The sequence below is a fragment of the Haloferax marinum genome (assembly GCF_009674625.1).
GTDB classification, from domain to species: Archaea; Halobacteriota; Halobacteria; order Halobacteriales; family Haloferacaceae; genus Haloferax; species Haloferax marinum.
Window position 1 is genome coordinate 1873345 of sequence record NZ_WKJQ01000001.1, and the last position, 23919, is coordinate 1897263.

A 23919-nucleotide genomic window follows, 5' to 3' on the forward strand; every position below is an offset into this window, starting at 1 on the left:
GTGACCGGCGTTCACAGCGAGCGACTCTGCAGAAAAAACCGAATTGAGTGTCGGTAACTGGGTTACCGATTCAGCGTGTGAATCGCCTCACCCAGTGCGTTCTCTGCGGCCTCCATGACCGCTTCGGCGAGCGTCGGGTGCGTGTGGATGGTCGACGCGACGTCTTCGAGCGTCGCGCCCATCTCGATTGCGAGGGCGACTTCGGCGACTAACTCGGAGGCTTCTGGGCCGACGATTTGCGCGCCGAGTACGAATCCAGAGTCTTCGTCGGCGACGATGCGGACGAAGCCATCGGCGTGACCCGTGGTGAGGGCACGACCGGAGGCGCGGAAGGGCATCTGACCGACGGCGGGCGTGAAGCCCGCTTCTTCGGCCTCGTCTTCGGTCATGCCGACCGTTCCGATTTCGGGGTCGGTGAAGACGGCCGCCGGGACGGCCTGATTGTCGAAGGCGACGGGTTCGCCGGCGATGTGCTCGGCGGCGACGATGCCCTCTTTCGAGGCGGCGTGCGCCAGCATCGGCGAGGAGGCGACGACGTCACCCACTGCGTAGATGTGTTCGACGTCGGTTCGCATGAACTCGTCCACACCGAGGAAGCCTCGGTCGTCGGCTTCGAGACCGGCGTTTTCGAGTTCCATCGTGTCGGTGACGGGCGAGCGTCCGACCGCAACCAAGACCTTGTCGGCGCGGTACTCGTTTTCTTCGCCGTCTTCGGTCTCGGTGGTCACCATGATGCCGTCGTCTTCTTCGCGCCATCCGCTCGCACCTTCGCCGAAGTTGAGGTCGATACCGAGTTCCTCGGCACGCTTGCGGACGACGCGGGCGACGTCAGATTCGTAGCCAGGGAGGATGTCGTCGAGCATCTCGACGACGGTCACGTCGGCACCGAGTTTGGCGAACGTCGTCGAGAGCTCCATACCGATGTACCCGCCGCCGACCACGACGAGGCGGTCCGGGACGGTGTCCGTGGCGAGGGCGTCGCGAGACGACCACACGTGTTCGTCTTCGAAGTCGAACCCCGGAATCTGGATGACGCGCGACCCGGTGGCGATGATACAGTGTTCGAACTCGATGGTCTCCGAACCTTGGCCTTCGCCGCCGTGGGCGATTCGCACGGCGTTTTCGTCTTTGAATCGGGCGGTTCCCTCGACGAGGTTGACGCCGTTTGCTTTACACAACTTCTCGACGCCGCCGGTCAGTTGGTCGACGACACCGTCTTTCCAGTCGCGCAGTTGCGACATGTCCACGACGGGGTCTGCGTGGATACCCATCTCCTCGGCGTTGCCCGCCTCGTGGGCGAGGTTCGAACTCGTGATGAGCGCCTTCGACGGGATACACCCGTAGTTCAGACAGGTGCCACCGTAGGCGTCTTTTTCGACGAGCGTCGTGTCGAGACCTTTCTGTGCAGCACGGATTGCAGCGACGTACCCACCCGGTCCAGCACCGATGACGAGGACGTCAGTTCCTGTTGCGATATCTCCAACAACCATTACTCTAGCACTAGCAGTTTGGGGTCTTCAAGTAGTTCCTTGAGGCGATTAGTGAACCGAGCTCCCTGTGCGCCATCGACGATACGGTGGTCGAACGACAGCGAGAGGGTGAGTACCTTCCGCGGCACGATTTCACCGTCGACCACGCGTGGTTTGTCCTTTATCGCACCGAGAGCGAGAATCGCCACCTCGGGATAGTTGATGATGGGGGTGGCGTACTCACCGCCGATGCCGCCGATGTTGGTGATGGTGAAGGTACCACCGCGCATCTCGCCGGGCGAAATCTTGCGGGTGCGAGCCTTCTCCACGAGTTCGTTCATCTCGTCGGCAATCTGGAGCATGCCCTTGCGGTCGGCGTCGTGGATGACCGGAACCATGAGGCCGGCGTCCGTCGCGGTTGCGACACCGATGTTGTAGTCTTCGCGGAGGACGATCTCCTCGTTCTCCTCGTCGAGTTGCGAGTTGATGTACGGGAAGTCCTTCAGCGCCGCGATGACCGCCTTCATCACGAACGGCATGTAGGTGAGTTTCGTGTCACGCTCTTCGGCGACTGGCTTGAGTTGCGAGCGCAGTTCGACGAGTTCCGTCACGTCGACTTCGTCGTGGTGAGTGACGTGCGGTGCGGTGTACTTCGAGCGCTGCATCTGGTCTGCGATGGCCTTGCGGACGCCTTTGAACGGGACGCGTTCGCCGGCGACGGGACCCGCTTCGGCGGCAGACGTCGCGGTGCCCGCTTCGGGTTCGGCGGAGACTGCTTCGGCGTCTGCGACCTGCGCTTCGCGCTGGGCCTCGGCGTACTCGGCGACGGCCTCGGGCGAGACGAACGCTTCGCCGTCGCGCGTCTCCGTCGCAGGGACGGCGTCGATATCGACGCCTTTCTCCTTGGCCAGTGCCCGAGTCGCGGGCGCGGCTAGCGTCTTGTCTCGGTCGGCACTCTCGGCCGACACGGCAGTTCCCGAGTCGGACGTCGTCGTCGCGGACTGACCGTTGATTTCGACGCTTCGTGGGCCTTCGTCTGCTTCCTCTCCGTCTTCTTCGCTCTCGGCGGCCGCACGAACGTCGCCTTCGGTCACGCGCCCACTCGGGCCGCTTCCGTCGATAGCCGAGAGTTCGACGCCGAGTTCACGGGAGAGACGTCGGACGCTCGGCGAAGCGAACACGCGTCCGCCGGTGTCGACTGTCTCTTCTGCTTCTGTGGCTTCTTCGGGTTCTGCTTCGACCGCCGCCGCTGCGTCAGTCGATTCGGCTTCTTCGGCCTCGTCGCCACCGACCTGGATGGTGATGATGACGTTGCCGACGGGGACCATCTCGCCTTCGTCGGCGAGGAGTTCGCTCACCGTCCCGTTGAACGGCGAGGGGACGTCGACGAGCGCTTTGTCGGTCTCGACTTCTGCGAGTACCTGGTCTTCGGTCACTTCGTCGCCCGGTGCGACGTGCCACGTTACGAGTTCGCCTTCCGCGACGCCTTCTCCGACGTCGGGCAGTTTGAATTCCTTGAGTGCCATTGTTCAGAAGCTCACCGTCTCTCGAACGCCGTCTTCGATGCGGGCGACCGACGGGAGGTAGTAGTCTTCCAGTGCGTACAGGGGGTACGGAACGTCGTACCCTGCGACGCGCTTTACGGGCGCTTCCTGGTAGAGGAGCGCTTCTTCTTGGACGATAGCCGTGATTTCGCCGCCGAGGCCACCGGTCTTGGGGGCCTCGTGGACGACGACCGCACGACCGGTCTTCTTGAACGACTCGACGACTGCCTCGCGGTCGAGCGGCGAGATGGTTCGCAGGTCGATGACCTCGGCGTCGATACCCTCTTCTGCGAGGTTCTCGGCCGCTTCGAGCGTCGGGCGCGTCATCGCGCCGTAGGTGAACACCGACACGTCCGACCCTTCGCGGCGGACGGCCGCCTCACCGAGCGGAACCGTGTAGTCCTCTTCGGGAACGTCTCCGCGGAACGCGCGGTAGATGAGTTTGGGTTCGAGGAAGATGACCGGGTCAGGGTCGCGAATCGCGGAGATGAGCAGTCCCTTCGTGTCGTACGGCGTCGAGGGGATGACGACCTTCAGGCCCGCCTCGTGCGCGTAGAACATCTCTTTGGACTCGGAGTGCGATTCGGGTGCGCGAATGCCGCCGCCGTAGGGTGCGCGCAGGACCATCGGGAGCGTGTACCGCCCGCGAGTGCGGGTGCGGAACCGCGCCATGTGGCTGACGATTTGGTCGAATCCGGGGTACATGAACCCGGAGAACTGAATCTCTGGAATCGGTTTGAGACCCATCGCGGCCATCCCGACGGCCGTGCCGATGATGCCGGACTCTGCGAGGGGCGTGTCGATGACTCGGTCGTCACCGAACTCGTTCCAGAGGCCTTCGGTCGCGCGGAAGACACCGCCGTTCTTCCCGACGTCTTCGCCCATCACCAACACCTCGTCGTCGAGGTTCATTTCGGTGTAGAGACCGTCCCGTACCGCTTGTACGATAGTTAGATTTTGTGAACTCATTCTCTGAGGAATCCCTCGTCGCCAACCTTCTCACGGAGTGCTTCGAACTCCTCGTACTGTGCTTGAATCTCCGGCGTCCGCTCCTCGTAGGTGTAGTCGAACATGTCGCTCGGCTCCGGCCGTGGGTCGGACTCGGCGGCGTCGATGGCGTCTGCAACCTGCTGTTTGATCTCTGCCTCGATGGCCTCTATCTTCTCGTCGTCGAGTCGGCCTGTCTTTCGGAGGAACTTCTCCAGTCGCGGAATCGGGTCTTTCGCCTTCCACTTCTCGACTTCCTCGTCGTCGCGGTAGACGGTCGGGTCGTCGGCGGTGGTGTGTGCGCCGAAGCGGTACTGAACTGCCTCGATGAGTGTGGGCCGTCCCTCGCCTTCGGCGGGGTTCTTGGCCTTCTCCAGTGCTGCTTTCGTGACTGCGTAGACGGCCAGCGGGTCCATGCCATCGACCTGGACGCCGTCGATGCCGTACGCCGTCGCCTTCTGTGCGATGGTCTCCGAACGCGTCTGCCGTTCGCGTGGGACGGAAATCGCCCACTGGTTGTTGTTACAGAAGAACACGTTCGGGGTGTCGAAGACGCCAGCGAAGTTCAGTCCGACGTGGAAGTCGCCTTCGGAGGTCGCCCCATCGCCGAAGTAGACCATGACCGCTCTGTCCGCCTTCTCCTGAAGTTTGAGCGCCCACGCGGCACCCGTCGCGTGCGGAATCTGCGACGCGATGGGGACTGCGGGCGGGAGGATGTTCGCATCTTCGGGCATCTGGTTCCCCTTCTCGTGGCCCATCCAGTACAGAAGCGTCTGTTTGAGCGGAAGGCCCCGAAGCAACGCCGCACCGTGTTCGCGGTAACTCGGGACCATCCAGTCGGCTTCGGCCAGCGCGATCGCGCTGGCAATCTGCGCACCTTCCTGTCCCGACAGTGGCGGATACGTTCCCATCCGCCCCTGCCGCTGGAGGCTCACTGCCCTGGTGTCGAAGTGTCGGGCGAGGCGCATGTAGCGGTACATATCGACGAGTGTTTCGTCATCGATGTCGGGGACCTCACCGACGACGTCCCCGTTCTCATCGAGCACTCGTACCTGGTCCTGTGGGTCACGCTGAAGCACGCTCACGGGAGAACCCTCCTGTTCATGGAAAAATCGACTCCCGCTGGCGTTATATTGTTTTCGTATATAATTTACTTTGGTTCGGAATATTGCGGAGTTGACTGTGCTATGTAAACTCACGCTGGCCAAAATTGGACATTTTGGCTTCTAAACGATTCTTCCTGATGTTCATTAGTGAGAACCTACCTTTGACCGAGAAATAATCGGAAATATCGACAGCGTTTCAGGATGATGCCGGAAGAAACTCGCCCGAAATCTGACATCGGTGTCACACCTCGCCGTGATTCTGGACACTATCTGGCATGTTCTGTCTCTGTCGGAGTGCCGCGACAGAGTTCGACTGGGACACCGTGGGGCGCGGCCGGTGACTAGCGTCGGTGTTCGTGTTACTGTCCGGCGGCGGCACGGGCGGCCTGTCTGGCCTCTTCGACACTCGACCCGTCGCGGAGGAGGGCGTCGACGAACAGTTCGCCCGCCTTGTACGACGACCGGACCATCGGCCCGGACGCACAGTAGAGGAAGTCGAGTTCGTCTTCGGCGACCCGTCGCCACGTCTCGAACACGTCGGGATGGACGTACTCGAACACGTCGAGGTGGGTCCGAGAGGGTTGGAGATACTGACCGAACGTCACGATGTCCACGTCGGCCTCGCGGAGGTCTGAAAGCGTCTGATAGACCTCGTGGGCGTGTTCACCGAGGCCGAGCATGATGGACGTCTTGGTGTGGATATCCGAGTTGTCGGTGACGTACTGGAGCACCGACAGCGACTGTTCGTAGCCCGCGCGGCGGTCACGAATCGGCCACTGGAGACGTTCGACCGTCTCGATGTTGTGGGCGATGACGTCGGGGCCGGCGTCGACTATCTTCTGGACGAGTTCGGGTTCGCCCTGGAAGTCGGGAATCAACACTTCGACGAGGACGCCGGGGTCGCGGCGTTTTATCTCTCGAATCGTCTGTGCGAAGTGGCCGGCGCCTTGGTCGGGCAGGTCGTCGCGGTCGACGGAGGTCAAGACGACGTAGTCGAGGCCGATTTCCGCGACTGCGTCTGCGACGTTTCTCGGTTCGTCGGGGTCGAGTGGTTCCATTCCGCCCGTCTGGACGTCACAGAAGTTGCAACCGCGCGAACACCGGTCGCCCATGAGCATGAACGTCGCCGTTCCGGGGCCGTCGCGGCCACTCCAACACTCGCCCATGTTCGGGCAGTTTGCCTCCTCACAGACCGTGTTGAGGTTTCTATCCCGAAGTGAGGCTTTGATGTCGGTGAAGCGCCGGCCCGATGGCGGTCGCATCTTCAACCAATCTGGCTTCCGCCGCGTGCGCATGCCCAATTCTTACGAGGCGACAGGCAAAAACGTGAGCATTACCCACGCAGTCGGTCGAATCGTTGACAGATTCTCCGTCTTCTGCGTCCCACAGCGACTGCTGACGGCCGACCGTCTCGTGCTAGCAGGTGTTGTCCAAAAACGGCCAAACGACCACTACTTTCACGAAAAACAAAACGTCTGGTTCGTATTCATCACGACTTTCCATCAATGTGGATGTAAAACCGTGTTAGATGTATCAGGAAACTGAAAAACTTATATTCGAGTAAAGATTTAGAAGAGATATGAACTGGAAACACCGCCGCAACCAGACGAAGGCCGAATCGAAGAAGCAAGAGGCCACCGCGGGTACGGAGTGGTCGTTCATCGCCGCCCTCGCCATCGCCGCGTAAGCGCCGAATCGACCACGACAACCCCCTGAACGGTCCCGAAATCGTCTTTTTGGAGAACTCGGTCGCCGAGCGCCGCCGCCGGATGGAGAAACGCCTTTGCCTCCGGACGACTCGGCTACCTGTATGACCTTCGTCTTCGTCTCGCTTCCGGCCTCTGTCTCGACACGGAGGTGCGCCCTGTGAAAGTCGCCGAGGCGGTTCCCGAATTCGCCGAGGCGTTCGGGTTCGAGGAGTTCAACCGCATGCAACGCGAGGCCCTCCCCGGCATCCTCGACACCGACCACAACGTGGTCGCGTCGGCACCCACTGCCAGTGGGAAGACGGCACTCGCGGAACTCGCCATCTGCAAGACGCTCCGTGACGGCGGGACGGCGCTGTTCATCGCCCCGCTTCGCGCACTGACCACCGAAAAGGAAACCGAGTGGGAGCGGTTCGAGAACCTCGGCTACTCCGTCTACGTCGTCACCGGCGAGCGCGACTTGAACCCGCGCCGCGCCGCACGCGCGGACATCCTCGTGATGACGCCGGAGAAGACCGACTCGGCCACGCGCAAACACGACTCGGCGCGGTATTCGTTCATCGAGAACGTCGACTGCGTCGTCATCGACGAAGTTCATCTGCTCGACTCCGAGACCCGCGGTGGCGTCCTCGAAGTCACCGTCTCGCGGATGCGACGTCTGTGCGACCCACGAATCGTCGCGCTGTCTGCGACGATGCCGAACATCGACGACGTCGCGGCGTGGCTGGACGCGCCGCGGGAGACCACCTACGAGTTCGGTGACGACTACCGGCCCGTCGACCTCCACGCGGGCGTCAAGACGTACACACACGGAGACAACTCCTTCGCGGACAAGTATCGTCGACTCTACCGAGCGTTCGACCTCGCCGAACCACACATCCGCGACGGCGGACAGTCACTCGTCTTCGTCTCGTCCCGACAGGACGCGGTTCGCGCCGCCGCGAAGGCACGCGACGAACTCGCCAAGCGAGACGTTCCAATCGGGTCCCGTGGTGACTACGACTTCCACAACGAGGCGAAAGAACTCAGCAACGACTCGCTCCGAAAAGGCGTCTTGGACGGCGTCGGATTCCACCACGCTGGCCTCGCCCGCGACGACCGCGAGGCGGTCGAAGAGTGGTTCAAAGAGGGGAAGATTCAACTCTTGTTCTCCACCTCGACGCTGGCGTGGGGTGTGAACCTCCCCGCGCGGTGTGTCGTCATCCGCGACACGAAATATCACGACCCGCTCGAAGGCGAAGTGGACATCTCGCCGCTGGACATCCTCCAGATGCTGGGCCGCGCCGGTCGCCCTGGGTACGACGACGTCGGCTACGGGTGGGTCGTCTGCGACCACGCAGACCAGAACAAGTACCGTCGACTGCTCCGCGATGGCAAAGAGATAGAGTCGCGTCTGGCCGAGGACCTCGATTCCCATCTCAACGCCGAAATCGCGATGGGAACGATTCGTGACTTAGACGACGTGATGTCGTGGTTGGAGACGACGTTCTACTACCGTCGCGCACAGTCGGACCCGTCCGCGTACGACTTCGAGGACCTTCGGTCTCGCGTCCGCGACGTGCTGGACCGCCTCGTCACCCGTGGGTTCGTCGAGATGGACGACGACCTCTCTATCGACGCGACGCCGCTGGGCCGACTCACCTCGAAGTACTACCTGCGTCTCGGAACTGCAACCCGATTCTCCACGCTCGCGAACAGCGAGCGAATCTCGGCCGACGACATCCTCGAGACGGTCGCCGGCGCGGCCGACTTCCGACAGGTCTCGGCCCGGCAGTCGGAAGTCGACGCCGTGAACTCGGTGCTGACGGGTGTCTCGACCGAACTCGAAGACGGTCCACGAAAGGTGCTGGCGATTCTCCACGCGAGTATGGCGAACTCGACGCCGAGCGAACTCCGGAGCGACGCGTGGGTCATCCGCCAGAACGCGCTTCGACTGCTCTCGGCACTCCGTGAGTTCCTCGACACCTTCGCGGACGCCCGCGCGGCCAACCTCGCCCGCCGTGTCGAAGCACGCGTCGAAAACGGTGTCAGCAGCGACGCCGCGGCGCTCACGGCAGTCGATGGTATCGGTCCTGGCCGCGCTCGCACGCTCGCAACGGGTGGACTCTCCTCGCCCGCCGAGGTGGTCGACGCTGGCGTGAAAGAACTCACGCGCGCAGGACTCTCGCAGGGCGTTGCCGAACGCGTCGTCGAGAGCGCAAAGAACCTCCCTGCACCCGAACTCGACTGGGGTGCGTTCCCCGAGACGGTCGCTCGCGGTGAGAGCAACATGCACGATATTCGCGTGACCAACCCCACTGGCGGCGGGTCGGTCGGCATTCGCGTCACCGTCAACGGCGTCGAGATGTCGCAAAAAGAGTGCTATCTCGCAGACGAAGTGGTCGTCCCCGTCGGTGTCTTCGGCGCGACGGACGACGAACTCGATTTTACTGTCGAGGTGACGTTCCCCGACCTTCCACTCTTACCGATTCGGGAGACGAAGACGGTTCACGTCGAGTAGTCGCGCTCCGATTTTACGCGCTCAGTTCTCGCCGAGCAACGCGGCCCGGAGTTCTTCGGGCCCGTCTACGATTTGGTCGGCCTGCGAGAGGTCTAACTCCCTGTTGTGGTCCACGCGATACGCGATGGTGTGCGCACCCGACCGGGCGGCGGATTCGATACCGTTGACCGAATCTTCGACCACGACACAGTCTTCGGGCGCGACGCCGAGCTGTTCGGCCGCCGTTTCGTAGATGTGCGGTTCGGGTTTGCCGGGGTCGTCGATGTCGTCCGCAGAGAGGACGAGGTCGAGTGGGTCGAGACTGAATCGCTCGCGGACGACCGAAATCCACCCTTGCGGGGCCGACGAGACGATGGCGACCTTCTTCCCCGCCGCCCGGAGGTCAGAAAAGAGTTCTTCTGCGCCGTCCATCAGGACGACGTTCTCGCCGTAGACGTCCTTGCTGTTTTCTTCGTACGCGGCGACGAACTCCTCCTTCGTGACGGTGGTTCCGTACGCCTCGTCGAGATAGTGGTATATCTCGCGGAAGTTCATCCCCGTAATCTCTTCGTGGGCGGGGTCGCCAGACTCGATGGCCTCTGCGAAGACCCAGTCGTCTTCGAAAGCGTGCCAGTACTGTTCGGAGTCGACGAGCACTCCGTCCATGTCGAACAACACGACGTTTGCGTCCATGGTTCGACCTGTGCCGCGGCAGACAAATGCCTTCGTGCCGCGGCAGTGGACTTTGTCGCCTGCGCCTTCCGAGAAAAACCTTCGCGCGAAGGTTCAAGTCGGAATCCGGGACCACGCCCGCCCATGGAATCTATCCGCGTCTTCGCCGGCGACTGCACCGTCCGATTCGAAGGCTCACGCGACCGCGTCCAGCGTGGACGTGTCGTCGTCGTCGCCAAACCAGACCGCACCGTCCTCGTCCACGACATCTCCGGCTACCAACCCGTCGCGTGGTTGACTCGCGCCGACTCGCTCACCGTCGAATCAGGACCGAACTCGTTCGGCCTCGTCGCCCGTGCCGGCGACCAACTGCTCACCGTCGAATCACACGACTCCGCTCGTCGCTCCGAGTATCCCGCGAGCGAAGCGGGTGTCCCGGTCGGAAGCCATCCCGACACCGGCGAACCGCTCGTTCGAACCGGCGGGTCGGTCGTCGGCCTCGACTCGGGCGTCGAATTCTCGCTTCCCACCGGTGCGACCGTTCTCGACTCGACGTGTGCCGACTGTGGCCTCCCGACGATGCGAGTCGAACGCGGGGCCGCCTTCGAGGTGTGTGTGGACTGGAAGTGCGACCCGCTGGACGACCACGTGAAAGACCGATTCGACGGCGAGTGGGACTGTCCCGACTGCGGGTCACCGCTTCGAATCATCCGCCGCGGTGGGCGCTTGCTCGCCGGATGCGACTCGTACCCGGCGTGTGAGACGGCGTTTTCGCTCCCGGCAGGTGTCGTCGTGGACGACTGCGACTGCGGACTCCCGATATTCGAAACGGGCCGCGGCCAGCGATGTCTCGACTCGACGTGTGAGTTCGCATGAGTCGTCGCTACAGGGAGTGCCACTGGTCTCGGCGATGGCGCTTACCGAGCGTTCGGTCCGCCCGCATCGCAGACCCTTTGTCGTCGCCCGCCCCCGATTCGGGTATGCAAGGACGCCTCGAAGACGGTGTCGTCCACCTCCCAGGCGACGCCCGACAGCGGTTTCACGATTCGCGTGGCTACGGGAGGCCAACCGGCGGAAACGACCTCGAGGTCGCACCCGTCGAGGCCGCACACCTGCTCTCGCGCGGCGATATCGACGGCGTAGACGGGATGGGACTGCGCGAACTGCTCGCGCGAACTGGCACCACACTCGACTTCGTCGTCTACAAAGACCTGCGTGACCGGGGATTCTATCTCTCGCCCGCACGCGAGGGATGGCCCGGCGTCGACGACCCCGAAGGGTCTGATTTTCTCGTCTACCCGCGCGGCAAAGGACCGTGGGATGGGGTGGTCGAATACCGGATGCGCGTCGTCGGCGAGCGTGAGTCGATTCCGGTCTCGTCGCTCGGAGAGATCGTCGAGCAAAGCTCGGCGGGCCGCCGGACTTCGTCCGGCGAAGTCGTCCTCGCCATCGTGGACGAAGACGGCGATTTGACCTACTTCGACACCGAGGGCTACGAACCCGAAGGGTCGGCCGTCGAGGACCTCCCGTCCGGTCTCGACGCCGAACTCCTCTCGGACCGCGCGCTCCTGTGGGACGGCGTCGACCACCTCTACCAACAGGGATTCTACGGCCAGCGACTCTACGGCCGCAACGCCGACAGCGGCCCGCTCCAACTGTCGCTCTTAGAAGCGGCGTATCTCGCCCGGCGCGACGCACTCGACATCGCCGAGTCGGACGTCGTCGCCCGCGGACGCGACGTCGAAGGCGACCGATTCGACCGCCGACTCGCGGTCTACACCGAACTTCGAGAGACGAAGACGGTCCCCAAGAGCGGGTTCAAGTTCGGGTCTGACTTCCGGGTGTACACCGACTTCGAGACGGTGTCGGACCTCTCGCACTCCGAGTTCCTCGTGCGCGTGGTCACGCCCGACCACACGTTCGTCCCGCGTGACCTCTCTCTGGACGTGCGTCTCGCCGGCGGTGTCCGCAAGCGAATGGTTTTTGCGCTGACCGACGCCAAAGGAGAGATAGACTGGCTTTCGGTCAGTCGGCTTACGCCATGAGAGACGACGAACCCGCGGAGCGAATCCGCACCGATGGAGGCACAGCAGAGGGAGCAGATGAAGTCGCCCTCGACCCGTGGGGCTCGTCGACCATCGCCGACTACCGAAAACTGTTCGAGGAGTTCGGCATCGAAGAGTTCGACGAGATTCTCGACGAAGTGCCGAACCCGCACTACCTGATGCGCCGTGGCGTCATCTTCGGCCACCGCGACTACCGCCCGGTGCTCGAAGCGATGCGCGACGGCGACGACTTCGCCGTGCTCTCGGGGTTCATGCCGACGGGCGACCCCCACATCGGCCACAAACTCGTCTTCGACGAGATCATCTGGCATCAACAGCAGGGTGGCGACGCCTACGGCCTCATCGCCGACATGGAGGCACACTCTGCTCGCGGCATCCCGTGGGACGAAATCAACGAGCACAGTCGCGACTACCTGCTGTCGCTCATCGCACTCGGGTTCGACACCGAGGAGGGCGAACTCTACCGACAGTCGGACAACGACCGACTCCAGCGACTCGCGTTCGAACTCGGTGGGAAGGCCAACTACTCGGAGTTCGAGGGTATCTACGGGTTCGACGGCGAGACCAACATCTCGCACATGCAGTCGGTCGTCACGCAGATGGCCGACATCCTCTACCCGCAGTTGGACGACCCGCAACCGACGGTCATCCCGGTCGGCCCCGACCAGGACCCACACGTCCGCTTCGCCCGTGACCTCGCGACCCGAATGCGCTTCTTCAAAGTGACAGAAGCGTTCGCGTCGTTCGAACTCAGAGATGACGAACGGCCGGTCGTCGCCGCCGCCTACGACGCCCGCGAGGAGTACGCCGAGGACGCCGACGTGCCGCGCTGTGGTGAGGCCGCCGAGTGGTTGGCCGACGCCAATCTCGACGCCGCCGGCCTGCTCGTCGGCGACTCCGTCCGTGACTCGGCGGTCGAGAAACTCGAAAACGCCGGGATGGAACCCCTCCGCCCACGGATTCGGTTCTTCGCGCGGCAGGCGACCGACGAGGCGTTCGAGGCGCTCATCGAGGAGATAGACGGCGAGAAACGGCGCTACGACCAGCACATCGACGCCTTCGATATCGACGTCGCGGAAGCGGAGGACCTCGCCCGCGACGTCGAGGCCCACCACGGTGGCTACGGGTTCATCCCACCGTCCTCGATTTACCATCGCTTCATGACCGGCCTCACGGGCGGCAAGATGTCGTCGTCCATCCCCGCGAGTCACATCTCGTTGCTCGACGACCCAGAAGACGGCTACGACAAGGTCAAATCCGCCACGACCGGCGGCCGCGACACGGCCGAAGAACAACGCGAACTCGGTGGCGAGGCCGACAAATGTCCCGTCTACGAACTCTACGCCTACCTCTTGACCGGCGACGACGACGAACTCGCCAAAGAGGTGTACGACGAGTGTGTCGGTGGCGAGCGTCTCTGCGGTGGGTGCAAAGAGCAGGCCGCGACGATGATGCGGGAGTTCCTCGAAGACCACCAGGAGAAGCGCGAAGAAGCCGAAGAGATTCTCGACTCGCTCGATATCGACTTAGAGACCGAGCGACGAGGGATCGCCGCGGAGCACTAGCGAGGCGGCGGCTCGTGAGGCGCGAAGCGTCTCACGGTGTTTTGTCGAGCGTGAGCGAGACAAAGTAGCCGCGGAGCACTAGCGACGCGGCAGCTCGTGACGTCTGAAAGACGACGCGGCAGTAGCAACTGAGCACTGCCGACCTGCTAGAACCCGACGTCTTCGCCGACACCTCGTTCTTTGGCTTTCACGTAGAAGTACTCGGCCGCCGCCGCGTCGAGAACTGCAGAGCCGACGCTCTCGACGACCAGAATCTCGTCGGGTGATTCGCGTCCTTCCACGCCCTCGAACACCTCGGAGAGGGGAATCAACGCCGACGCCGAGAGACCTGCCCCGCGTACGTCACCGATGGCCGCGACTTCCTCGGGGATGTCGGCGAAGACGCGTGCGGCCCGGTCGAACGTCGTCGCGTCGAGTTCGCGCATCGATTCGGTGTAGGAACCGACGGCGACGACGAGCGTTCCCGGTTCCAACCACGCGCCGTCGAAGACGGGAGTCGTGCTGGTCGTCGCGGTGACGACGACAGTCGCGTCTTCGACCGCCGCTTCGGGCGAATCGACTGCTTCAGCGGGGATTCCGGCGTCCCGGAGGTCGGCCGCGCAAGCGTCTCGAGAGTCACTCGGTGCGTAGATTCGGACTGATTCCACCTCGGACCCGGTTGCGATGGCGCGAGTCTGCCAGCGTGCCTGTGTCCCTGCGCCCAGGACGCCGAGTCGAACCGGGTCAGACGCGAGATACTCTGCGGCTAACCCGCCGATGCACCCGGTGCGAGCGCTCGTGATGCTCGTCCCGTCGAGAAAGGCGAGTGGGAGGCCGGTCGTCGCGTCGGTCAAGACGACCTGTGCGTTCACCGTCGGAAGGCCGTGTTCGACGTTGTGTTCGTGGACGGCGGCGAGTTTCGTCGCGTACACCTCGCGCCCGTGGATGTACGCCGGCATCGTCAGCGCGGTTCCGAGGGGTGAGTGGCCGCTGGCGTGGTCACCGTGTTCGAGTGTGCCGACTTCGTTTCGCCCGTCGTCGACGTCGATGCCGACGGGAAAGTGTGGTCTGGGGGGGCGCTCGACTTCGCCACGTCCCTGCTTGACGAACGCTTCTTCGACGACTGGGAAGAGTTCTGCAAGAGAGAGAAGTTCGTTGATAACGTGCGCAGAAAGAATCCGAACCATACACGTTAGTACTCGCGTTAGTGAAATGAACTTATTGGAATTTGGTAGTATGTCACAGTCACACTCATATGACTGGACAAATCAGAGACGACAATGCACGTCCTCATCGTCGGCGGTGGTGTGGTCGGACTCGCCTGTGCGCACGCACTCGTCGAACGCGGTGCTGACGTCACTGTCTGCGAGGCAGGGGCGCTCGGCGGTGGAAGCACCGGTCGCGCGGCCGGCGGTATCCGAACACAGTTTTCGACTCGCGTGAACGTCGACCTCTCGCTTTCGAGTATCCCCGTCTGGGAGTCGTTCGCCGACGAATTCGGTGTCGATATCGACTACCGGCGACCGGGCTATCTCTTCCTCGCGCGGACTGCGGAGACGGCCGCAGCGTTCGAATCGAACGTCGCGATGCAGAACGACGCCGGTGCACCGAGTCGCCTCCTCGACCCAGCGGAGGCTCGTGAGTTCGTCCCTGAACTCCGTGCCGAGGAGTTCGTCGCGGCCACCTACTCGCCCGCCGATGGCATTGCCGACCCTCACTCTGCCGTACAGGGGTTCGCCGCGGCGGTTCGCGACGCCGGAGGCGACGTTCGAGCCAACACCCCTGTCGCCGGCCTCGAACGCGACGGCGACGGGTGGACCGTCGAGACGCCCGACGAGACCATCGAGGCGGACGCAGTCGTCTGTGCGGCGGGTGCGTGGTCGAGACACGTCGCCGCTCTCGCCGACATCGACTTGCCAATCGCCCCTCGTCGCCGGCAGATTGCGGTGGTCGACCCAGACGGTGACCTCCCCGATGACGCGCCGTTGACCATCGACCTCGACACGGGGTCGTACTTCCGGCCAGAGCGAGAGGGGACCGCAATCGTCGGCGGCCACTTCGACGAGTCGGACCCCGACGTCGACCCCGACCGGTTCGACGAGTCGATGGATATCGAGTGGGCAGTCGAAGCGACCGAACGCGCCGACGCCTGTGCGTCGTACTTCGGCCCCGAGACGAAGATTCGCAACGGCTGGGCTGGGTTGTACGCCGTGACGCCCGACCACCACGCAATTCTGGACGAGGTGGAACCAGGATTCGTCGTCGCCGCGGGCTTTTCCGGCCACGGATTCCAGCACGCACCGGCGACGGGAGAGGCAGTGGCAGACTTGTGTCTTGGCGAGGACGCCTGCGAGGTGGACATCTCACCGCTGTCGCTCGAGCGGTTCGAGTCGGGTGAGACGCTCACAGAGCAAAACGTCGCGTAAGGAGGTGGATACGTCGCGTCGTCTCGTTAGGCGCTCATGTTCACGACCGCCCGCAGTTCGCCGAGCGTCCGAGACGAACCGGTCTCGTCGTTCGAGGCGAGTACTTCGTACCGGTCGTCGTCTTCGACGATCTGGTAGACGAGTTCGCCGTCGTCGAACAGGTAGGGTGGGGTGGCCTGGATGAGCGTGGCGTCGACGTCGTCTCTGTCGTCTGGCCGGTTCGGTGGTTTGACGATGAGCGACGTCTCTTCACCGAGTCGAATCTCCGAGAGTATCGCGATCAAGTCGCGCATTCGTCTTCGTCGCCCCTGCGTCGCCCGACGATATGAAAGTATCTTTGCTCCGACGCGACGCGCAATATTTTTACTCGCCTCACACATTCGGTCGCATATGGCATCCGAACCCGACCGCGGACCGCGCGTGAGCGAACCGACTACCTTCGGGTTCGGCTTTTTCTTCTGACCGCCTGCGGTCGGCGGACTCTGCCCCGGCGTGACCACGCCAGGCGGACGAAACCGACCCGCTCGGTCAGACTCGCCCCACGGCGAGGCTTCGAAACTGCTAACCAACTCCCAGACGGCTAACGCCACAACGAATCAGATGCGACTTCCGGAATCACAGGTCGCGGTGTTGAACGCCGCGAGCGCTACAGACGAACGAACGATAGCACAGTTGGCGGAGGCGACGGACCTGAAACCAGAGACGGTGACGGGTGCCGCCTTCGACCTGCGCGACGAAGGCCTCGTTTCGGTCACAGAGACCGTCGAGGAAGACGTCGAACTAACCGACGAAGGTGTCGAATACGCCGACGACGGCCTCCCAGAGCTTCGACTCTACCGCGCCGCGATGGACGTCGGCGACGGTGACGCGGTCCCGATGGGACAGGTCATCGGCGCGTCCGCACTCGGCGGCCCACAGGTCGATATCGCGCTGTCGAACTTCGCGCGAAAAGGCTACGGCCACATCGACTCGGGCGAACTCGTTCCCGACTCCGATGTCGACGCGGACGCCGACGACGAAGCCGCGGCACTCGCAGCACTCGCCGCGGGCGACCACGTCGACGCGGACGTCCTCGACCAACTCGAATCCCGTAACCTCGTGGTTCGCCGCGAGCGAACCATCCGCGCGGTCACCCTCACCGACGAGGGTGTCACGGCCCTGATGGAGGGTGTCGAGGCGGCCGAGACTGTGGACCGACTCACCCCCGAGATGCTCACGTCCGGTGAGTGGGAAGACGTCGAGTTCACCGAGTACAACGTCGAAGCCGACGCCCCCGAAGTTCGCGGCGGCAAGAAACACATCCTCCGACAGACCGCAGACCGTGTGAAAGACGTGCTCGTCGGCATGGGCTTCGCCGAGATGGAAGGCCCCCACGCCGACGCGGACTTCTGGATAAACGACTGCCTGTTCATGCCGCAGGACCATCCGGCACGGACCCACTGGGACCGTTTCGCCCTCGACGTGCCGCCGATGGAGGACATCCCCGAGGACCTCATCGACCGAGTTCGTGACGCCCACCTCAACGGTGTCGGCGACGACGGCGACGGCTACCACTCGCCGTGGAGCGAAGACTTCGCTCGTGCAATCGCCCTCCGTGGACACACCACCTCGCTGTCGATGCGCTACCTCTCCGGTCACGAGGTTGGGGAGTTAGAGCCACCGCAGCGGTACTTCTCCGTCGAGAAGGTCTACCGCAACGACACGCTGGACCCGACCCATCTGCTGGAGTTCTACCAAATCGAGGGCTGGGTGATGGCCGAAGACCTCTCGGTGCGCGACCTGATGGGCACCTTCGAGGAGTTCTACTCGCACTTCGGCATCACGGACATCCAGTTCAAACCGCACTACAACCCCTACACCGAACCGTCGTTCGAACTGTTCGGTCGACACCCCGAGACGGGCGAACTGATAGAGATAGGGAACTCCGGAATGTTCCGCGAGGAAGTCCTCCGGCCACTCGGCGTCGAGTGCGACGTGATGGCGTGGGGCCTCGCCTTGGAGCGTCTGTTGATGCTCATGTACGGTTTCGACGACATCCGCGACGTTCACGGAACGATGTGTGACCTCGACCTGCTCCGCGAGACGGAGGTGCTCAAGTAATGCCCGTAGTCGACGTTCAACCAGACGAACTGCGCCGCCTGACCGGCCACGAAGAGAAGTCCGACGAGGAGTTCAAAGACGACCTGTTCGCACTCGGCCTCGAGTTCGAGGGCGTCACCGACGACGGGGCGTTCCAACTGGAGTTCGGCCCGGACCGACTGGACCGCCTCTCGGTGGAGGGTGTCGCTCGCTCGCTTCGCTACCAGTACGGTGACGCACGCGGCGTCTCCGTCCCGAAGACGAACGACCCCGACTGGACCATCGTCGTCGACGAGTCCGTCCCGGACGAGCGCCCGTACGTCACGGGTGCAGTCATTCGCGGCGTGGACTTAGACGACGCCGCACTGGACTCGCTCATCCAGTTGCAAGAAAAGCTCCACGCGACGATGGGTCGCAAGCGCGCCAAAGGAGCCATCGGCATCCACGACCTGACGATGCTGAAAGGCGACGTGCTCTCGGAGCAATCGACGGGCAACTCCATCACGTACAAGGGAATCGAACCGGACGGCGACACCTTCGTCGCCCTCGACTCCAACGAGGAACTCACCCCCGGCGAGGTGCTCGAACAGCACGCGACCGGTCGAAAGTACGCCGACCTCGTCTCCGAGTACGACCGCTACCCGGCCATCTACGACGAAATCGGACTGTTCTCGTTCCCGCCGGTCATCAACGGCCAACGGACCGAAGTCTCGACCGAGTCGCGCGACCTGTTCGTCGAACTCACCGGCACCGACCAGTGGACTATCGACCGGATGTGCAACATCATCTGCTACGCGCTGGCCGCCCGCGGGGCGACCATCGAGCAGGTCGAAGTCCAGTACGACGAGGGAACGGTCGTCAAACCCGACTTCGACGTCGAGACGAAACACGTCAGCCACGACCGAATCGAGTCGATTCTCGGCATCGAGTTGGAGATGGACGAGGTCATCAACCTCTTCGAGCGCTCCGGACTCGGTGTCGAAGCGGAACTCGGCGAAGAGACGGTCTACGAAGTCTCCATTCCGCCGTACCGCGTTGACGTGCTCCACCCACTCGACCTGGTGGACGACGTCGGCCGCGCCTACGGGTTCAACGAACTCGAACCGCGCTACCCCGACGTCGGAACGGTCGGCCAGCGTCACGAGCGCTCTCGACTCGAAGACGCCGCCCGCACCTCGCTCGTCGGCCTCGGGTTCGAGGATATGCTCAACTTCCACATGATTTCGGAAGAAGAGAACTACGAGCGCATGGGTATCGAACCCGGCGCTGACTACCTCGGCGGCGGCGAACCCGCCTCCATCACCGAACCGTACAGCGAGGATTACACCATGCTTCGGACGTGGGTGCTGCCGTCGCTTTCGATGGTGCTGGAGAACAACACCCACCGCGCGTACCCACAGGACCTCGCGGAAATCGGCCACGTCGCACACGAGGACGACAGCGAGAACACCCGTGTCGCCGAAGCACGCCACGTCGCCGCCGTCGTCGCGCGCCACGACGCGACCTACGAGGACGCGAAAGCCCGGCTCGCGACGCTCTGCCGCGACTTCGACGTGGAACTGGAGACGCCCGCAACCGAGCATCCGTCGTTCATCCCCGGCCGAACCGCCGCGGTCGTCATCGACGGCGAAGACGTCGGTATCGTCGGCGAAATCCACCCGAAGGTCCTCGTCGAACACGACCTCGAACTGCCGGTCGCGGCGTTCGAATTCGACCTGTCGGCGCTGCAGTAAGTAGCCCCACATCGACTTTTCAACCCAGATTTTCACCTGGCGAGCAGGGGCGAGTCACCGAGACCGACACGTGACGCCCCGAACTGGTCTCGCTGAGATTACCTTGGGTAATTTCAGAATCCTCGTCATTCCTTTTGTGCATTTACTGTGAGAACGATAGAAACCTTTAGGCTGTGACTCTGCGCCGGTTCTTGTATGAACGATTATGAACTAATGCGCGAGACGTTGGCAGTCACTCACGGTGAACACGGGCAAGCACCCGCACCCGGTGTCGAAGACGTCGTCGTTCCCCTCCACCTGTCGTCGACGTACTCGATTCCGGACGTGGACCCCGACGCGGACCTCGAACTCCTCGACCCGGACGCGGGTGAGTATCTCTACTCGCGGTTGTCGAACCCGACGCGGAACGCGCTCGAACATCGGTTGGCGGCGCTCGAAGGAGCCGAACACGCACTCGCGTTCGTCTCCGGGACGGCGGCTATCGCGGCGACGATGACGGCGACGGTCCGCCCCGGCGACCACATCGTCGCGTTCGAAGACCTCTACGGCGGGACGAAGACGATGCTCAATCGCCTGTTCGCCGACCGACTTGACGTCGACGTGACGTTCGTCGACGCGACGGACGCAGCGAACGTCGAAGCCGCGATGCGCGAGGAGACGACCCTCGTCTGGATGGAGACGCCGACGAACCCGCTGATGCACCTCTGTGACATCGAGGCTATCGCGGCCATCGCGGACGAGTGGGGCGCGCTCTTCGGCGTGGACAACACGTTCCTCAGTCCGTACTTCCAGAATCCGCTGTCGCTCGGTGCCGACGTCGTCGTCCACAGCACCACGAAGTATCTCAACGGCCACTCTGATTCGATTGGGGGTGCCGTCGTCACCAACCGCGACGACGTGATGGACGAACTCGCCTTCCTCCAGCGCGTCGGGATGGGGTCGATGCTCTCGCCGTTCGACTCCTACCTGACGCTTCGCGGCATCAAGACGCTCCCGCTCCGGATGCGCCAACACGAGGAGAACGCGATGGAGATTGCGCGCTTCCTCGAATCTCACGAGGCAGTGACGCGCGTGCTCTACCCCGGCCTCGACTCACACCCACAACACGAACTCGCTGTCCGCCAGCAGTCCGGATTCGGTGGTGTGCTCTCGTTCGAACTCGATACGGACCTCGATGGAACGGCCGAGTTCCTTGGGCGACTTCGTGAGTTCCCCCTCGCAGTCAGTCTCGGCGGTGTCGAGAGTCTCATCGAACACCCGGCGACGATGACGCACTCTCCGCTGGCACAGACCGAACGCGACGCGCTCGGCATCTCTGATTCCTTGCTTCGGATGTCCGTGGGCGTCGAACACGTCGACGACCTGCTCGCGGACCTCGACGCAGCGCTGGCGTCAGTCTGAAGTCGCGTCGGCGGTCTCTCCGCCGGTCACGACCCGCCCTCTGGGCCGCTAACCGAGTTGTTTAACAGTCTACCCAGTGGTAGATACGCCAACGCAATGCCGAGCGGAGAATACGACCCGGAAACCGTCGAGGCGAACTGGCAAGAGAGGTGGGTCGACGAAGACCTGTATGCGTACCCTGAGGGTGCGGTAGACCCAGACACCGTCTTCTCCATCGACTCGCCGCCGCCGACGGTGTCCGGGAGTCTCCACTGGGGCCACGTCTACGGCTTCACCCTCCAGGACTTCGTCGCCCGGTTCAACCGGATGCGCGGCGAGGACGTCTACTTCCCGTTCGGATACGACGACAACGGAATCGCGTCCGAACTGCTGACTGAAGAAGAACTCGGAATCAAGCACCAGGACTACGAGCGACGCGAGTTCCAGAAACTCTGCCGCGAGGTCACCTCGAAGTACGAAGCGGAGTTCACCGAGAAGATGCAGAATCTCGGCATCTCCATCGACTGGGACCAGACGTACCAGACCATCTCGCCCGAGGTCCAGCGTATCTCGCAACTCTCGTTCATCGACCTCTACGAGAAAGACCGGCAGTACCGTCAGCGCGCACCTGCCATCTGGTGTCCCGAGTGTGAGACGGCTATCTCGCAAGTCGAGACGGAAGACGACGAACAGGGGTCGCACTTCCACGACATCGAGTTCGGTGTCGCCGACTCCGAGGACTCCTTTGTCATCTCGACGACGCGTCCCGAACTTCTGCCCGCGTGTGTCGCCGTCTTCGTCCACCCCGACGACGACGACAATCAGCACCTCGTCGGACAGGAGGCCGAGATTCCGCTCTTTGGACAGACGGTTCCCATCCTCGAAGACGAGCGCGTCGACCTAGAGACGGGAACGGGTCTCGTCATGTGCTGTACCTTCGGTGACCAGACCGACATCGAGTGGTATCAGGCACACGACCTGCCGCTTCGTGTCGCTATCGACGAGTCCGGCACGATGACCGAGGTTGCAGACGACTACGCCGGACTCTCCTCCGACGAGGCACGCGAGGCAATCGTCTCCGACCTCGACGACGTCGGTGCGCTCCTCGACAAACGCGCCATCACTCACACGGTCAACGTCCACGAACGCTGTGGCACGAGCGTCGAGTTCCTCGTCAAAGACCAGTGGTACATCAAACTGCTCGACAAGCGCGAGGAGTACCTCGAAGCGGGCGAGCAGATGGAGTGGTTCCCAGACAAGATGTTCACGCGGTACAAAAACTGGATCGAGGGCCTCCAGTGGGACTGGGCCATCTCCCGGCAGCGCTCGTCGGGAATTCCGTTCCCGGTCTGGTACTGCGAGGACTGCGAACACGTCGTCGTCGCCGAGCGCGAGGACCTGCCGGTCGACCCGCTTTCGGACGACCCACCGGTCGACACCTGTCCCGAGTGTGGCCACGACGAGTTCGTCGCCGAAGACGACGTCTTCGACACGTGGGCAACCTCGTCGCTGACGCCCCTCATCAACGCTGGGTGGGACTGGAACCCAGAGAGTGAGACGTTCGAGATGGACAAGCCCGAACTCTACCCGTTCGACATGCGCCCACAGGGCCACGACATCATCTCGTTTTGGCTGTTCCACACGGTCGTCAAGTGCTACGAGCACACGGGCGAGGTTCCGTTCGACAGCGTCATGATAAACGGGATGGTCCTCGACAAGAACCGCGAGAAGATGTCGAAGTCCGTCGGTAACGTCGTCTCACCCGACGAGGTTCTCGAGAAGTTCCCGGTCGACGCGGCACGCTACTGGGCCGCCGGAAGCGCCGTCGGCGACGACCTGCCGTACCAGGAGAAGGGCCTCGTCGCGGGCGAGAAGTTGATGCGCAAACTCTGGAACGCGTCGAAACTCGTCGATTCGCTCACCGAAGACGCACCGGAGGAGTTCGACCACGACGACCTGAAGACGCTCGACCGCTGGCTCTTGGCCTCGCTGGACCGCGAAATCGAGTACGCGACGGAGAAACTCGAGAACCGCGAGTTCTCGAAGGCTCGCGATAGCCTGCGGAGTTTCTTCTGGCACACGTTCTGTGACGACTACCTCGAAATCGCAAAACAGCGCCTCCGTGAGGGCGACGACCCGTCGGCGGCCTACACGTTGCAGACTGCTCACCAGCGCTTCCTCGTCCTCTTCGCGCCCATCCTCGCACACGTCACCGAGGAACTCTGGCGCGAGATGTACTCCGAAGAGAGCGTCCACGAACAGTCGTGGCCCGACCCGCTCGGACTCGACGCCGACTTCGAGGCGGGCGAGACTGCCATGGCCGTCGTCGGTGCGCTTCGGAAGTACAAGAGCGACGCCCAACTGTCGATGAACGCCGGCATCGACGACGTGGAAGTGTACGGCGACATCCACGGGTTCGAAGACGACATCAGCGGCGTCATGCACGTCGATTCGCTCACCTCGACCGACGAGGAACCGCCTATCGAGTCGGTCATCTCGGGTATCGACCTCGACTACTCCATCGTCGGCCCCGAGTTCGGAAGCAAGGTTCCGGACATCGAAGCGGCGCTCGCACAGGACGACTACGAACTCGTCGGTGACGAACTCCACGTCGCGGGCGTCGAACTCGGCCCCGACGCGTTCGAGGTCAACGAAGAGCGTACCTACTCTGGCGACGGCGAATTCGTCGAGACCGAGGGCGCGCTCATCATCGTCAAGAACTGAGCGG

At 63.1% G+C, this 23919-nt stretch carries 17 protein-coding genes; 9 read left to right on the top strand and 8 right to left on the bottom strand.

The genetic code is table 11. From position 1 onward, the window contains the following. Nucleotides 1-62 precede the first annotated feature (62 nt). From lpdA to lipA, 5 genes are all read right to left on the bottom strand, one after another. Entirely contained in the window at nt 63-1490 is a 1428-nt protein-coding gene (lpdA, locus tag GJR99_RS09645) for a dihydrolipoyl dehydrogenase (RefSeq protein ID WP_151111603.1), read from the bottom strand. Then, nucleotides 1490-2995, bottom strand: a complete 1506-nt coding sequence (locus GJR99_RS09650; RefSeq protein ID WP_151111605.1) for a dihydrolipoamide acetyltransferase family protein — start codon at nt 2993-2995, stop codon at nt 1490-1492. Before GJR99_RS09650 ends, lpdA begins: the two co-directional genes overlap by 1 nt. A gap of 3 nt (nt 2996-2998) precedes the next feature. Next, nucleotides 2999-3982 carry an alpha-ketoacid dehydrogenase subunit beta gene (locus GJR99_RS09655; RefSeq protein ID WP_151111607.1) on the bottom strand — a complete coding sequence of 328 codons (984 nt, stop codon included), beginning with the start codon at nt 3980-3982 and terminating at the stop codon, nt 2999-3001. Then, the gene (pdhA, locus tag GJR99_RS09660) at nt 3979-5085 is read right to left on the bottom strand and encodes a pyruvate dehydrogenase (acetyl-transferring) E1 component subunit alpha (RefSeq protein WP_151111609.1); all 1107 of its coding nucleotides are present in this window, start codon (nt 5083-5085) and stop codon (nt 3979-3981) included. Before pdhA ends, GJR99_RS09655 begins: the two co-directional genes overlap by 4 nt. 380 nt (nt 5086-5465) lie before the next feature. Further along, nucleotides 5466-6401, bottom strand: coding sequence for a lipoyl synthase (lipA, locus tag GJR99_RS09665; RefSeq protein WP_151111611.1), 936 nt, complete (start codon nt 6399-6401; stop codon nt 5466-5468). Between the two features lie 571 nt (nt 6402-6972). Here lipA and GJR99_RS09670 point away from each other — a divergent pair. Beyond that, complete coding sequence (locus GJR99_RS09670; RefSeq protein WP_151111613.1) at nt 6973-9312, top strand: DEAD/DEAH box helicase; 2340 nt, start codon at nt 6973-6975, stop codon at nt 9310-9312. A gap of 21 nt (nt 9313-9333) precedes the next feature. On the opposite strand, the gene GJR99_RS09675 is transcribed toward GJR99_RS09670, so the two are convergent. Then, nucleotides 9334-9984: an HAD family hydrolase gene (locus GJR99_RS09675; RefSeq protein WP_151111616.1), complete on the bottom strand. Its 651-nt coding sequence runs from the start codon at nt 9982-9984 to the stop codon at nt 9334-9336. A gap of 123 nt (nt 9985-10107) precedes the next feature. Between GJR99_RS09675 and GJR99_RS09680 the strand changes: the two genes are divergently transcribed. The 3 genes from GJR99_RS09680 to GJR99_RS09690 all read left to right on the top strand — a co-directional run bounded on the left by GJR99_RS09680 (nt 10108) and on the right by GJR99_RS09690 (nt 13594). Beyond that, entirely contained in the window at nt 10108-10839 is a 732-nt protein-coding gene (locus GJR99_RS09680) for an endonuclease NucS domain-containing protein (RefSeq protein WP_151111618.1), read from the top strand. A gap of 104 nt (nt 10840-10943) precedes the next feature. After that, nucleotides 10944-12008, top strand: coding sequence for a tRNA-intron lyase (gene endA, locus GJR99_RS09685; protein ID WP_151111620.1), 1065 nt, complete (start codon nt 10944-10946; stop codon nt 12006-12008). Further along, entirely contained in the window at nt 12005-13594 is a 1590-nt protein-coding gene (locus tag GJR99_RS09690; protein ID WP_151111622.1) for a tryptophan--tRNA ligase, read from the top strand. Before endA ends, GJR99_RS09690 begins: the two co-directional genes overlap by 4 nt. A gap of 146 nt (nt 13595-13740) precedes the next feature. On the opposite strand, the gene GJR99_RS09695 is transcribed toward GJR99_RS09690, so the two are convergent. Next, a complete protein-coding gene (locus GJR99_RS09695; RefSeq protein ID WP_151111624.1) occupies nt 13741-14760 on the bottom strand; it encodes an ornithine cyclodeaminase family protein in 1020 nt (339 codons plus the stop codon). Nucleotides 14761-14853: 93 nt separating this feature from the next. Between GJR99_RS09695 and GJR99_RS09700 the strand changes: the two genes are divergently transcribed. Next, nucleotides 14854-15999 carry an NAD(P)/FAD-dependent oxidoreductase gene (locus GJR99_RS09700; RefSeq protein ID WP_151111626.1) on the top strand — a complete coding sequence of 382 codons (1146 nt, stop codon included), beginning with the start codon at nt 14854-14856 and terminating at the stop codon, nt 15997-15999. A gap of 26 nt (nt 16000-16025) precedes the next feature. Here the strand turns inward: GJR99_RS09700 and GJR99_RS09705 are convergent, their stop codons facing one another. After that, entirely contained in the window at nt 16026-16292 is a 267-nt protein-coding gene (locus GJR99_RS09705; protein ID WP_151111628.1) for a hypothetical protein, read from the bottom strand. Between the two features lie 307 nt (nt 16293-16599). Between GJR99_RS09705 and pheS the strand changes: the two genes are divergently transcribed. The 4 genes from pheS (at nt 16600) to GJR99_RS09725 (ending at nt 23915) form a co-directional block, all read left to right on the top strand. Next, nucleotides 16600-18099 carry a phenylalanine--tRNA ligase subunit alpha gene (gene pheS, locus GJR99_RS09710; RefSeq protein WP_151111630.1) on the top strand — a complete coding sequence of 500 codons (1500 nt, stop codon included), beginning with the start codon at nt 16600-16602 and terminating at the stop codon, nt 18097-18099. Further along, nucleotides 18099-19811 (top strand): phenylalanine--tRNA ligase subunit beta, encoded by a 1713-nt coding sequence (gene pheT, locus GJR99_RS09715; protein ID WP_151111632.1) that lies wholly within the window; start codon nt 18099-18101, stop codon nt 19809-19811. Before pheS ends, pheT begins: the two co-directional genes overlap by 1 nt. 195 nt (nt 19812-20006) lie before the next feature. Next, on the top strand, nt 20007-21212 hold the full coding sequence (locus GJR99_RS09720; protein ID WP_151111634.1) for a trans-sulfuration enzyme family protein: 1206 nt from the start codon (nt 20007-20009) through the stop codon (nt 21210-21212). A gap of 96 nt (nt 21213-21308) precedes the next feature. Beyond that, on the top strand, nt 21309-23915 hold the full coding sequence (locus GJR99_RS09725; protein WP_151111636.1) for a valine--tRNA ligase: 2607 nt from the start codon (nt 21309-21311) through the stop codon (nt 23913-23915). The last annotated feature ends 4 nt before the right edge of the window (nt 23916-23919 follow it).